Origin of the sequence: Streptomyces hamibioticus (assembly GCF_047946815.1) — a bacterium.
Taxonomy (GTDB): Bacteria; Actinomycetota; Actinomycetes; order Streptomycetales; family Streptomycetaceae; genus Streptomyces.
In genome coordinates this window covers 1,385,383-1,397,773 of sequence record NZ_JBKKQY010000001.1, presented here as the reverse complement: position 1 = coordinate 1,397,773, position 12,391 = coordinate 1,385,383, and the positions used below count along the sequence as shown (strand labels likewise).

Genomic DNA, 12,391 nt, shown 5'->3' with positions numbered 1-12,391 from the left:
CCTCTGCCCGCAAGGAGTTCTCCCCGCCATGCTCAGAAAGCCCCTCCTGCCGCTCACCGCCGTCTGCCTCCTCGCCCTCCCGCTGACGGCCTGCGGCACCGGCACCGCCGCCTCCGACCCGAACGTCGTCACCGTCTACAGCGCCGACGGCCTCAAGGGCGAGCACGGCGACGGCTGGTACGACCAGGTCTTCGAGGACTTCGAGAACGAGACCGGCATCAAGGTCGAGTACGTCGAGGGCGGCTCGGGCGAGATGGTGCAGCGCGCCGTCCGCGAGAAGAGCAACCCGCAGGCCGACGTGCTCGTCACCCTCCCGCCGTTCATCCAGCAGGCCGACGCCAAGGGCCTGCTCCAGAAGTACGTACCCAAGGGTGCCGACCAGGTCAGCGGCGCCGACAAGGCCCCGAACGGCACCTGGACCGCCGTCGTCAACAACTACTTCGGGTTCATCTACAACAAGAAGGAGCTGAAGCAGGCCCCCACCACCTGGGAGGAACTGCTCGACGGCACGTACGAGAACAAGCTCCAGTACTCCACGCCCGGTGTCGCGGGCGACGGCACCGCCGTCCTCATCAAGGCCATGCACGACTTCGGCGGCGAGAAACCGGCCATGGAGTACCTCAAGAAGCTCCAAGCCAACAATGTCGGCCCGTCCGCGTCCACCGGCAAGCTCGCGCCCAAGGTCGACAAGGGCGAACTGCTGGTCGCCAACGGCGACGTGCAGATGAACTTCGCCCAGTCCAAGACCATGCCCAACCTCGCCATCTGGTTCCCGGCCCGCGAGGGCGGCAGGCCCACTACCTTCGCCCTGCCCTACGCGGCCGGCCTGGTCACCGATGCCCCGCACAGCGAGAACGGCAGGAAGCTCCTCGACCACCTGCTGAGCCGGAAGGCACAGGCCCAGGTCAGCGAGATCGGCGGCGGCTTCGCGGCCCGCCAGGACATCGAGGCCACCGACGCCAACGCCGACGAACTGACCAGGCTGATGAACGGCGTGGAGGTCTTCGAGCCCGACTGGGACGACATCGAGGAGAACCTCACCTCGTACGTCGACTCCTGGAAGTCCGCGACCGGCAGCTGAGCGGGCAGCCCCCCGACCACCACGGCACCACCCATACGGCCACCGCATACCCCTTCACCCACTGGAGTATCAGTGTCGTCCTACCTCACCCGCCGTACCGTTCTCTCCGCGACGGCCGCGACCGCCGCCCTCGGCGCGGTCTCCGCCGTCGCAGCCCCGAAGGCGCACGCCTCGGCCACCCTGCCAAACGGCATCAGCAAGGACAAGGTCCTGGTCATCGGCATGGACGGCGTGCGCCACGACCGCATCGACGCGGCGAACGCGCCGCACCTGAAGGCGATGATGCGCGAGGGTACCTACGGCACCTCCCTGCTGTACGCCAACCCGATGGCCGCGACCTCCTCCGGCCCCGGCTGGTCCACCGTCTCCACCGGCGTCTGGCCCGACAAGCACGGCGTCAGGGACAACTCCTTCGCGGGCAGGAACTACGGCAGGTACCCGGGCCTGCTGGCCCGCCTGGCCGAGGCCCGGCCCGGGCTGTCCACGTACGCCGCCGTCGACTGGAAGCCCCTTGACACCCAGGGCACCATCACCCCCGGCGCGGACGCCAAGCTGGTCCTCGACGGCGACGCCGACGGCTACACCGGGCATGACGCCACCATCGCCGCCGAGAGCGAGGCGGTCATCCGCGACCAGAACCCGGACGTGCTGTTCGTCTACTTCGGCCAGTCGGACATCGTCGGCCACAACCGGGGCGCGGGCAGCCAGGCCTACCTCGACCAGATCGCCGTGCAGGACACCTACGTCGGCCGCCTGCGCGCCGCCATCGAGGCCAGGCCCGGCTACGCCTCCGAGCGCTGGACCGTCATCGTCACCACCGACCACGGCCATCTGAACGCGGGCGGTCACGGCGGTTCCGCGATCGAGGAACGCCGCACCTTCGTCCTCGCCACCGGCCCCGGCATCGCAGCCGGAGCCCGCCCCATCGACACCCGGCTCGTGGACGTCGTCCCCACCGTCCTCAAGCAGCTCGGCATCCCCGTCGACCCCGCCTGGGGCCTGGACGGCAAGCCGATCCAGGAACGGTCCACGGATCCCTTCGACGCCCTCCAGGGCTCCCTCTCCGCCCGCGTGGACGAGACGGGCATCCCTTCCTCCGTGCTCGGCTTCACCCACACCCCGCCCAGCGGCTGGTCCGTCATCAACAACGCCATGGGCACCGGCGGGGTGACCGAGTGGCGCGGCTGGGCCTTCGCCACCGACGAGTTCTGGTCCCGCACCCAGCGCGACCAGTCCCGTGAGCTGAACGTCCGAGCGCGCGGCGTGTTCGCCGTCGCCGACTCCGACGAGTGGGCGGACAAGCCCTTCTCCGGCACCTACGACTCGACCCTGGTGACCCCGGCCCACGACGTCACCGGCAAGTCGGTCGTGCGACTGGACTTCACCACGTTCTACCGGCAGGAGGGCAGCCAGAGCGCCCAGGTCCTCGCCTCCTTCAACGGTGGCGCCCCCACCGTCGTCAAGAACTACACCTCCGACGTGATCTCACAGCCCCAGTCCCTCACCGTCCCCGTACCCGCCGGGGCCTCCAGCGTCAGCTTCCGCTTCAGGTACACCGGTTCGAACAACTGGTACTGGGTGATCGACGGGGTCAGGATCACCGGCTCCTGATCAGGCTCGGGGCGTCGGTACGCCGTCCTGCCCGGCCGACGCGGGAGTTCGTCACACATGCCAGACCACCCACCGACGCCGGTCGCCCGGAACTCACGTTCCGTTGTGCGGTGGCGCTGCGCATTCCTCCGCCGGGCGTGTCTGTGCTCCATGCGAGTGGGTTGTCGAGTCGGCACCGATCCGCGGGGCTGGCGGTACCGGATCCTCTTCAGAGCCTTCGGCATTCCAGGTCAAGGCATCCGAAAGGGACGAGAACATGCGTAAGCGAACCGTCGTGACTGCCGGTGTCGTCCTTGCCGCCCTGCGCGCCGCCCCGGCCTTCACGGCCCAGGCCGCACCGGCCGAGCCCCGGCACGCAGGTCTGACGGCTGTCGGGCGATCAGCGTCTCGTTCGGTGTAACTCCCGATCATGGAATGTCGTCGACCACTCCCTCGGCGACCAGGAAGTCGCCCAGCTTGGCCAGGTTCCAGGTCGAGAACGGCAGACCGTGCTCGGCCGGCCTGGACTTGGCGATCTTCTCGGTCTCCCGGCGCTCGGGCAGGGCGTACGTCCTGTGGCGGCCGCCTTTGTACTTCGGGTAGAGGGAGTCGAAGCCGTCGGCTTTGAAGGGGTAGGTCAGATCCCGGGCCAGGTCCGCGCTGGGGAACGTCACCTCGGCGATCTCCGCCACGGGCATGCTCTGCGCGGACAGCAGCACCATCTGCGCCCGCCGCCAGGTCACCACCGAACCGATGCCCCGGCGGATGATCCGCAGCAGGCGCTGCCCTTCGTCGTCATCGATCTCGCGGACGTGTACTCGCTCAGCCACCAGCACAGCTTCCCTGCTGAACACTGCCGGCGAGTGTTATTCCGCCGACGTGCATCCGAAGCCGGTTGCCGTCAGGATCGTGCAGCTCAATCTCACGCGCCCACGGAGCGTCCCTCGCCTGCACCCCGAACTCGGAGGCGATGGCCTCGACATCACGAACGCGGAGGTAGACCAACGTGTCGGGACTGGCATCGCCCTTGTGTTCCGGCAAGAACAACCACACCCCGCCCCGGGCGACCTCGACGAACGCGGGAAGCCCCGGTTCGAAGCGGTGTTCCCACTGTTTGGTGAAGCCCAGCCGCTCGTACCACGCGACCGCCGCTGCAGCGTCCTCGACGCGAAAAATGGGATGACGTCCTCGTCCATGGCGTCATCGTCGCAGACCGTCCAGGGCGAACGTTGCCTGATGCGGCTAGGTCGCGCGGATGGGCATGGGGCAGTATCGGGGGCCTTCAGCTGCCTGGCTCTTCGGGGAGGAACGTCACCTGCAGGGCGCCCGTGCGCGGATGGGTGGCTACTTCCGCGGCCACTCCGTAGACCTCGGCCAGAAGCCGCGGGGTGAGGATTTCGGCGGGGAGCCGGAGGCGGTGACCTCACCGGCATGCAGTACGTAGAGGCGGTCGCAGTAGTAGGCGGCCAGGTTGAGGTCGTGCAGGCGAGCAGCACGGTGGCGGGCAGGCGGCGCAGAGTGCCGAGCACGGACAGTTGGTGGCGGATGTCGAGGTGGTTGGTGGGTTCGTCGAGGACAAGGAGGGTGGGCTGCTGGGCGAGAGCGCGCGCGATGAGGACGCGCTGACGCTCGCCGCCGGAGAGCCGGTCGAAGGGGCGGTCGGCTAGGTGGACGGCGTCGACCGCCAAAAGCGCGGAGTCGATGATTTCGGCGTCCTGGGGAGTGTCACCGGCGAGGAGCCGCTTGTGCGGGGTGCGGCCCATGGCGACGACCTCGCGGACGGTGAGGTCGAAGACGGCTGCCGAGTCCTGGACCACCGCCGCCACGGTGCGAGCCAGGTGCCGCACCGGTAGCGACCAGGCGTCACCTCCGTCGACGCGGACCTGACCGGTGGCGGGGCGCAGGACCCGGTAGACGGTGCGCAGAAGGCTGGACTTGCCGCTGCCGTTGGGGCCCACGAGCCCGATGGTCTCGCCCGGGCGGGCGGTCAGGGAGACGTCGCGCACCAGGTGGCGGGCTCCGGCGGTGAGCGTGACGCCGTCGACGTCCAGTTCGGTCGCGGTCATGCTACTCCTCGGTCGGTGCCGCCCCGGGCGTCGCGGCGCATCAGCCACAGGAAGAACGGTCCGCCGCACAGGGCCGTGAGGACACCGACGGGTATCTCCATCGGTGCGGCGACCGTCCGTGCGGCGATGTCGGCCCAGACGAGGAAGACCGCTCCGCCGAGTGCTGCCGTCGGCAGGACCCGGCGGTGGTCGCCGCCGACGAACAGGCGCACGGTGTGGGGCTTCATCAGGCCGACGAAGCCGATCGGTCCGGCCGCCGCGACCAGCACGCCCGTGACGAGGGAGAGCAGGACGAACAGACGGGCGCGGAAGCGGGCCACGTCCAGCCCCATGGTGGTCGCCGCCTCCTCGCCGGCCAGCAGCAGGTTCAGGTTGCGGGCCTGCGCCAGGAGGACGCCGATGCCGAGCAGCAGGGCCGTGCTCGGCAGCCACGGCGTGCCCCAGTTGACACCGCCCAGGCCGCCGAGGGTCCAGGCGAGGACCGCGCGGGCCTCATTGCCCCGGTCGGTGGTGAGCAGCAGCAGATCGAGGACCGCCGTGAGCACCGCCGCGATCGCCACCCCGGACAGCACCAGCCGCGACGAGGTGATGCGTCCGCCGGTGCGGGCGGTGGCGTACACGAGCAGGAGTGCGCCCAAGGCGCCCACGAAGGCGGCCACCGACAGGGAGGCCGGTCCGAAGAGGGTGAACCCGAACACGATCACGGAGACGGCGCCGAGCGACGCCCCGGAGGAGACGCCGAGCAGGTACGGCTCTGCGAGAGGGTTCCGCACCAGGGCCTGCAGCGCGGTGCCGATCACCGCCAGGCCGGCGCCGGTGACCGCACCGAGCAGTACCCGCGGTGCCCGTACGTCCACCACGATGGTCTCCCGGGCCCTTGACCAGTCCGGTTCCTGCCATTCGGCGCCCAGCGCGTGCGTCACGATGCCCCACACCTGGCCCGGCGGACATGCACGGAGCCGATCGCGAGGCCCGCCGTGGCGGAGACGACGAGCAACGCGGTGAGCACCAGCAGCGTGACGGCCAGCCGCGCACGGCCTGCTCCCGAGCCGGTGGCCTTCCGTCGTTGCACGGTCCGTTCGGCGGGCGCGCCGGTGGCGGCCTGAGTCACCGGATCTCCGGGTGCAGCCCGCGGGCCAGGTCCTCGACCGCGTAGGCCGAGCCGATGCCGACCAGGGTGGCGGTCAGCGGCAGGACGACGAACCGCTTGTTCCTGACGGCGGGTACGTCGGCGAGCGCGGGCTGGGAGAGCAGGAACTTCTTCTTCTCCTCGACGCTTCCGGCACCGGCGTAGTCATAGATGGCGATGACTTCCGGCTTGCGCTCGACGACCTGCTCCCAGGAGACGTCACGGAAGACGTCGTCGAGGTCGGTGAAGACGTTCTCGCCGCCGGCCAGCCGGATCAGTTCGGTGCCCAGGCTCTTGCCGCCCGCGGTGAAAGCGCTTTTGTCGCCACTGTCGTAGACGAAGACGGGCACCTCGGGCTCGCCTTCGACTTTGTCGGCGGCCTTGCCGACGCGGCCTTCGAGGTCGGCGACCAGTTTGTCGGCTCGGTCCGGAACGCCGAAGATCTTGCCGATGGTGCGGATCTCGTCGTAGGTGTCCTTCATCGTCACCTGCTTCTTCCGCAGTACTCGCGGTTGAGGTAGGTGTCGATGCCGGCGTCGGCGAACGCCTCGCGGGAGCGGCCCTCTTTCTCGTCGAAGGCGCTGCCGTAGCCGCCGTAGACGAGGTCGGGTTCGGCGTCCAGGACGGTCTCGAAGGACGGTTCCCTCTCCGCCAGTTCCGGGACGGACTCGTAGTCCTTCTTCAGCTCGGGCAGGACCGCGGAGTCGGGGAAGGCCGTTCCGGCCAGGCGGTCCTTCAGGCCGAGGGCGAGCATGAGCTCGGCCGGGTGCTGGTGGATAGTGACCACCCGTGACGGCGGCCCGTCGTATGTCGTCTTCACACCGCAGTTGTCGATCGTGACCGGAAAGCCCGCGGGCACGGCCGCGCCGGCGTTCGCGTCCCCACCGCTCTCGTCGGATGAACCGCAGCCGACGGTCAGCAGCACTGACGTGAGAGACACGGCAGCGGCCGTGGTACGAAGGAACCCGCGCGTGAGGGCAGGGGTGAACAGCTGGGACACGTGAAGCCTCCTGGAGTCCGCGCTCCTCGGGACGGGCCCGCGACGGACCAGTGTCCTGACTCCCGGATCGACGTTCCCTCCGCCTTCCCGCGCCGTGCGCAGTGGCATCTCGGAGGGGTGCTCCCCGGTCACCGTGGCGGGACCGTGCCGGATTCGCACCGGCTTCCTGTCTCCCGTCGCGGCGATGACCAGGTGATCCCACGTTCCTCCGAGTCGGCGGCAAAAGGGCGTGCGGACCCGGCCGCACGCCCGCGCCTTCGTCACGCTTCGCGCACCGCTCGCAGCACGAGCCGCTCGGCGTTCTCGTCGTAGGGGCGTCCGTCGAACCCGCCGAAGACCTCCACGCGGCCGAAACCCGCATCCTCGGCCATCCGGCGAAGCTCCACCGCGCTGTACACGAACCACGTCAAGGTGGCTCGCGTCACCCGCTCGCCCCGAACCAGCACCCACTCGCTGCGCAGCCGCGCCCACTCGTCCAGGACGGTGTCTGTCTGCACCATCAGGTCGTCGCCCCGCCGCACCACTTTGGGCGGGGTGGCATTGCGGGCCAGGAGTTCTTTCCCGGCGAGGTCCAGGACGAGCGTGCCGCCGGGCGCCAGGCAGGTGTGCATGGTGCGCAGCACACGCGCGTTGTCGGCGGGGTCCTCGAAGTACCCGAAGGAGGTGAACATGTTGAGGACGACGTCGAAGCCGCCCGGTGCGCTGTACTCGCGGGCGTCGGCCCGCACGTACGTCACCTCGGCACCGGCGTCGGCCGACCGCTTGCGTGCCCGGTCCAGCATGGCCGGGCTCAGGTCAACGCCGGTCACGCGGTGCCCGCGGCGGGCGAGGGGCACGGTGAAGACGCCCGGCCCGCAGCACAGGTCCAGCACGCGTGATCCGTCGGGGAGGGCGAGCAGGGGAGAGGTGTCCAGCAGTACCTCGGCCTGCTCGTAGCGCCGCTCGGAGAAGAGGAAGTCGTGGAACTCGGTCCAGAAGTCATCGTCCTGGAATCCGCCCGTCCGTGTCATCGCGCGTCAGTGCTCCTTCATGGTCGCCGTCGGGGACAGGGCGCCGCGCCGTGCGACGGCGCAGCGAGAGCAGAAGCGGGGGAAGCAGCAGACACTGGGCGGCTGCCAACAGCCAGAACCAACCGGTGTGCCCGGCCCGTTCGCCGAGGCCGTACAACTGCCCGCCCAGTACGCCGCTCGCGCAGGCGCCCAGGCCCGCGGCCAGCCGCTGCTGGCCGAAGACCACGGCGTCGGAGCGGGGGCTGCGGCGCAATGCCTCCAGGTCGTTCTTGAGGAACAGCACGATGTCGCCGAGGGTGATCAGCGCGCCGCCCGCCAGCAGTGCCGTCCGGGTGCCGGCCGCCAGCACGGCCAGTCCCGCCGCCAGGCCCGTGAACCCGACCGCGAGGGCGAGGACGTACGGCATGCGCCGGATCAGGCCGGACGCGAGCGGCTGTACGACGATGACCAGCGTGAAGCAGAGCAACAGCACCATGCTGTAGAAGGCGCTGGAGGCGCGCTCGACGGCGTACACCGCCAGGAAGTGCTGGAAGTGGAAGTAGAGGTAGAAGGCCAGCGCGTTGGCGGCGAACGGCAGGAGTGCCACGCCGACGAGAAGGCCCGAGCGGGCCGTTTCCTCCGATTTGGTGGGATAGGTCCCGTCGGTTCCGGGCAACCGTGCGTGTCCCGCTGTGACCGCGAGGAACAGCGCCGTGACGGCCGCGAACAGCCAGCCGGGCGAGGACAGGACGAATGGTCCGGCGATGAGCGGGCCGACCGCCATCCCGGCGTTGAGTGCCGCGTTGCCCGCCGACAGGAACGCCGGACGGCGCTCGTCGTCGACGCCGTGCACGAGATACGCCTTGTTGGCGGGCAGGTAGAGCGCGGCACCGCAGCACGTCAGGACCAGCGCCCAGACCGCGAGGGGCGGCCAGCGCAGGGCCAGCAGGAGCCCGGCGAAACCGGCGGTGCGTACGACGAGCGCCCACAGCATCGTGCGGCGTAGTCCGATCCGGTCCGCGAGGGCGCCGCCGACGATGCCGCCGGAGAACTGCACGAGCGATGCCAACGCCAGGACGACGCCGACCGTGCCAAGCCCCATCCCGAGCCGTTCGTGGAGGAACACCGACATGAACGGCAGGACCATGAAGCTGCCGAGCGGGATGAGGAACGAGCTGAGCAGGAGGAACCGCAGCGGGCCGGTGAGTGGGAACAGCGAGGCCCGCAGACCCGGTCCCCTGGTGGTGCGCTCACCCACCGGGCGCCTCCCGGCCGGCCAGGTCGGGGAACGGGTCAGTCAGTACACGCAGGGCGCCGGCTGCGGCCACCGCGCGGTGGGTGGCGAGTTCGGCGGTCTCGGCTTCGGCGTACACGATGCCCGCGTATCCACGGCTGTCACCCAGGTGCTCGATGGGGTCGCCGACCTGTTTGATCGGGTACCAGGCGGGCGTTCCCGGCATGTCGGTGAGCCGGTCGAGCCCAGTGACGCCGATGAACACGCCGGGGGCTGACGGGTAGCCGAGAACGAAGGCGACGGCCGGACCGCCGGGACAGTCCGCGTCCATGAGACCGGGGCGGCGACCGAGCGCGGCCTCGATCATCGCCTGGTACACGTTGACGCCGAGCGCCCGGCACAAACCCTCCCCGACCAGCGCGCCCCCGATGCGGGGATTGACCTCCACCACTTCCGGGCCGTCCGCGGTCAGCACGAACTCCACGTGAGCGAACCGGTCGGTGTAGTCGATGGCGGCGAGCACCCGGTCGAGCCAGAACTCGAGCGATGTCCGCTGCGGGCTCGGGAACGCCACGGGGAAGGCGGTGATCTCCTCCCGGAAGTGCGGTTCCGGTGACATGAGCCGACTGGAGACACCGAGCAGCCTGGTGTGGCCGTCCCAGGTGAGCGTCTCGGCGCTGTACACCGGGCCGCTGAAATAGGGCTCGGCGAACAGCCGCCCTTTCAGGTCCCGACCGGAAGCCTCCGCCAGCGCCGCGTCGAGTTCGCCCTCGTCACGGACCAGCCACACGTTCTGGCTCCCGGTGCCCGCGGTGTCCTTGAGCACGAGCGGCAGCCCCGTCTCCTTGAGCAGCAGCCCGCGTGCCTCGCGGTCCGGGTCGGCGCTTTCGACGGCCCGTGCGCAGGTGAGACCCGCGTCGTGCAGCCTGTTGCGTACGGCGGCCTTGTCCCGGGTCAGCCGCAGGACGGCTGGATCGAGCCCCGGCAGGCCGAGGCGTTCGGCGAGGGCGGCGCCGGTCAGAGTCCAGGTGTCGGTGGAACTGATCAGACCGCGCAGCCCCGGCGTGCGCCGGAGCAGAGCGGCGACCCGCTCCACGTCGAAGGTGTCGGTCACGACGACGTCGAGGGCGTCGCTGGGCAGCCGGTCCAGTTCGTAGGCGTAGTAGGCGGGGTCCCGAGTGAGGAGCAGCAGGCGCTCGCCGAGCCGGTCGGCGGCGCGGACCAGATGGCCGAGGCCGAAGGTCAGGGACTCCAGGCAGGCCACGGTCATGCGGCACTCTCCTTCCGGCCCGCCGGGCGGGGAGTGCGCTGCCACGTCATCCTCGACCAGGGCATGGTCATCTCCTCCGGACTGCGGACCTCGTGGGGCTTGAGCGCGGCCGGATCCAGGGCCTCGGCGTGCCGGGCGAACACGCGCTCCACGTAGCGGTGCCCGGTGTCGGCCCCTATCACCAGATGCAGTCGGTCGGGGTGGCGGCGTGCCTCGTACGTCGCCGTCAGGTAGCCGGCACCGGTGGACAGTCCGGCGAAGACGGCGTGCTCGCGCAGCAGGGCGACGGCACCGGACATGGCGTGGGTGAAGTCCAGCCAGTGCACGGTGTCGTAGAGATGGTGGCGGACGTTGTCGAAGACGATCGACGAGCCGATGCCGGCGATGATCGCCTCGGGATCGTGATGGTCCTGGCTGCCGAAGGTGACGCTGCCGAAGGGCTGGACGCCGACCAGACGCACCGAGGGGTCCGTCATGCGCAGGCGTTCTACGATGCCGCCGGTCGAGGCCCCGGAACCGACCCCGCCGACGACGGTCAGCGGTGCGGCCGGGAACTCCGCCGCGATCCGGTCGGCCACCTCCTGGTAGCCGAGGTAGTGGACGTCGTCGTGGTACTGGCGCATCCAGTGGTGGCCGGGACGCTCGGCGAGGATCTCGCGCACCCGTCGCACCCTCAGTTCCTGGTCGAGTTTGAGGTTCCGCGACGGTCTGACCTGTTCCACGGTGCTGCCGAGGATCTCCAGTTGGGCGAGGGTGGTGGCGTCGACGGTGGTGGACGCGACGATGTGGCACCGCATGCCGTACCGGTGGCAGGCCAGGGCGAGGGCGTAGGCGTAGATGCCGCTGGAGCTGTCGATCAGGGTCTGGCCCGGACGGACGGTGCCCCGCTCCAGCAGATGGCGGACGGCGGCCAGGGCCGAGTAGATCTTCATCGACTCGAACCTCAGCAGGACCAGGCCATCGGTGAGCCGGACGAGGTCCGGGACTTTCAGGGCGTCGGCGATGTGGGGGTGGATCACCCGTAGCCTCCTTGGGCGAAGGTGCACTGGTGGCCGAGCGAGTGGAAGAACGTGGAGAGTTCGGACTTGACCTCGGCCCGTGGGCGCGAGGCGAAGAGGTAGCCGGCCAGGCAGCCGGTGTGGGCGACGAAGACGCCGTCGGCGCCGAACCGCTCACGATGGGCCTGCAGGCTGCCGAAGGTCGCCTTGGGCAGCACCTCCTGGGACAAGGCGGCGCTGACCGTCGCGGCACGGGCGACGGCGGCCGGGTCGCCCGAGTCGAAGCCCTTCACCAGATCGGTCAGACACCGCTGGTACTCCTCGCCGCGGCGCCGGTAGTGGTCCAGCAGCAGGGGAGTGACGGCGGCGGTGTCCACCGTGCCGGGCTCCGTGACGTACACGGTGTGGAAGCCGATGTCCGGGCCAAGCCGCCGCACCACCCGGTGCCGGCCGCTGAGATACAGGGCGAACTCGTCGAGGAAGACACTGTCGGCGCGCTCGATGTCCGCCAGGACACCTAGGAGCACGTCCACGTCGTAAGGCAGGGAGAAAACGCGGAACAGACAGCGCAGCGTCGCCACGATGTCCGCCGTCGAACTGGCCATCCCCACGCCCACCGGCAGTTCGGAGTGGGTGCGCCACTCGCCCGGGGGCATGACGAGGCCGTAATGGTCCAGGAAGAGCCGGGCAGCTTTCACCGATTTCTCCCCGAGCGGCGGCGTATGCGGCGCAGGACCGGCCGCCGTCCTCGGAGTGAAGTACACCCAGGAGTGACGGTCCACGGGAAAGGACACCACCGCGATCTCAGGATCGGTGCCCGCCCGCAACGGGCCCTGGTACAGCTCGCCCAGAGTGCCGTGGCAGACACCGGACACGGTGCTGCGGGACACGTCCCGCTCCTGCAGGACGCCCGCGACAGGTCCGAGGATCGTCTGTCCCGGTCCGTCGGACGACACGTCGGCCCGGGGACGGAAGGGCCGATCCGAAGCGGCTGTGTCCCGCACATCCTCCTCCTCCGTACCGGGACTTGAACA

General features: G+C 70.0%; 7 protein-coding genes, 5 pseudogenes and 1 riboswitch. Of the genes and pseudogenes, 2 read left to right on the top strand and 10 right to left on the bottom strand.

From position 1 onward, the window contains the following. Positions 1-28: 28 nt before the first annotated feature. Positions 29-1,081: a 2-aminoethylphosphonate ABC transporter substrate-binding protein gene (locus tag ACLGIH_RS06335; RefSeq protein WP_416524219.1), complete on the top strand. Its 1,053-nt coding sequence runs from the start codon at positions 29-31 to the stop codon at positions 1,079-1,081. Between the two features lie 72 nt (positions 1,082-1,153). After that, positions 1,154-2,692 carry an alkaline phosphatase family protein gene (locus tag ACLGIH_RS06330; RefSeq protein ID WP_416524218.1) on the top strand — a complete coding sequence of 513 codons (1,539 nt, stop codon included), beginning with the start codon at positions 1,154-1,156 and terminating at the stop codon, positions 2,690-2,692. Between the two features lie 413 nt (positions 2,693-3,105). Here the strand turns inward: ACLGIH_RS06330 and ACLGIH_RS06325 are convergent. The 10 genes and pseudogenes from ACLGIH_RS06325 to ACLGIH_RS06280 form a co-directional block, all read right to left on the bottom strand. Beyond that, a pseudogene (locus tag ACLGIH_RS06325) lies at positions 3,106-3,501 on the bottom strand (IS630 family transposase); the annotation flags it as partial. Next, positions 3,494-3,867 (bottom strand): annotated as a pseudogene (locus ACLGIH_RS06320) (glyoxalase superfamily protein). The pseudogenes ACLGIH_RS06325 and ACLGIH_RS06320, both read right to left, overlap by 8 nt. An 86-nt stretch (positions 3,868-3,953) precedes the next feature. Then, a pseudogene (locus ACLGIH_RS06315) lies at positions 3,954-4,737 on the bottom strand (ABC transporter ATP-binding protein). After that, positions 4,734-5,848: pseudogene (locus tag ACLGIH_RS06310) on the bottom strand (FecCD family ABC transporter permease). The pseudogenes ACLGIH_RS06315 and ACLGIH_RS06310 overlap by 4 nt, the downstream one beginning before the upstream one ends. Beyond that, positions 5,845-6,866 (bottom strand): annotated as a pseudogene (locus ACLGIH_RS06305) (ABC transporter substrate-binding protein). The pseudogenes ACLGIH_RS06310 and ACLGIH_RS06305 overlap by 4 nt, the downstream one beginning before the upstream one ends. A gap of 28 nt (positions 6,867-6,894) precedes the next feature. After that, a riboswitch (cobalamin riboswitch) is annotated at positions 6,895-7,074 on the bottom strand. Positions 7,075-7,126: 52 nt separating this feature from the next. Then, the gene (locus ACLGIH_RS06300) at positions 7,127-7,876 is read right to left on the bottom strand and encodes a class I SAM-dependent methyltransferase (RefSeq protein WP_416524217.1); all 750 of its coding nucleotides are present in this window, start codon (positions 7,874-7,876) and stop codon (positions 7,127-7,129) included. After that, positions 7,845-9,113 (bottom strand): MFS transporter, encoded by a 1,269-nt coding sequence (locus ACLGIH_RS06295; protein ID WP_416524216.1) that lies wholly within the window; start codon positions 9,111-9,113, stop codon positions 7,845-7,847. The genes ACLGIH_RS06300 and ACLGIH_RS06295 overlap by 32 nt, the downstream gene beginning before the upstream one ends. Next, complete coding sequence (locus ACLGIH_RS06290) at positions 9,106-10,359, bottom strand: ATP-grasp domain-containing protein (RefSeq protein ID WP_416524215.1); 1,254 nt, start codon at positions 10,357-10,359, stop codon at positions 9,106-9,108. The genes ACLGIH_RS06295 and ACLGIH_RS06290 overlap by 8 nt, the downstream gene beginning before the upstream one ends. Beyond that, positions 10,356-11,378 (bottom strand): cysteine synthase family protein, encoded by a 1,023-nt coding sequence (locus ACLGIH_RS06285; protein WP_416524214.1) that lies wholly within the window; start codon positions 11,376-11,378, stop codon positions 10,356-10,358. Before ACLGIH_RS06285 ends, ACLGIH_RS06290 begins: the two co-directional genes overlap by 4 nt. Continuing rightward, positions 11,375-12,247: a GHMP family kinase ATP-binding protein gene (locus ACLGIH_RS06280; RefSeq protein ID WP_416524213.1), complete on the bottom strand. Its 873-nt coding sequence runs from the start codon at positions 12,245-12,247 to the stop codon at positions 11,375-11,377. Before ACLGIH_RS06280 ends, ACLGIH_RS06285 begins: the two co-directional genes overlap by 4 nt. Between the last annotated feature and the right edge of the window lie 144 nt (positions 12,248-12,391).

What these genes read in the sequence shown, in the direction of transcription:
- ACLGIH_RS06290 (WP_416524215.1), bottom strand. Translation starts at nt 10,359, where the DNA reads ATGACCGTGGCCTGCCTGGAGTCCCTGACCTTCGGCCTCGGCCATCTG.
- ACLGIH_RS06335 (WP_416524219.1), top strand. Translation starts at nt 29, where the DNA reads ATGCTCAGAAAGCCCCTCCTGCCGCTCACCGCCGTCTGCCTCCTCGCC.
- ACLGIH_RS06300 (WP_416524217.1), bottom strand. Translation starts at nt 7,876, where the DNA reads ATGACACGGACGGGCGGATTCCAGGACGATGACTTCTGGACCGAGTTC.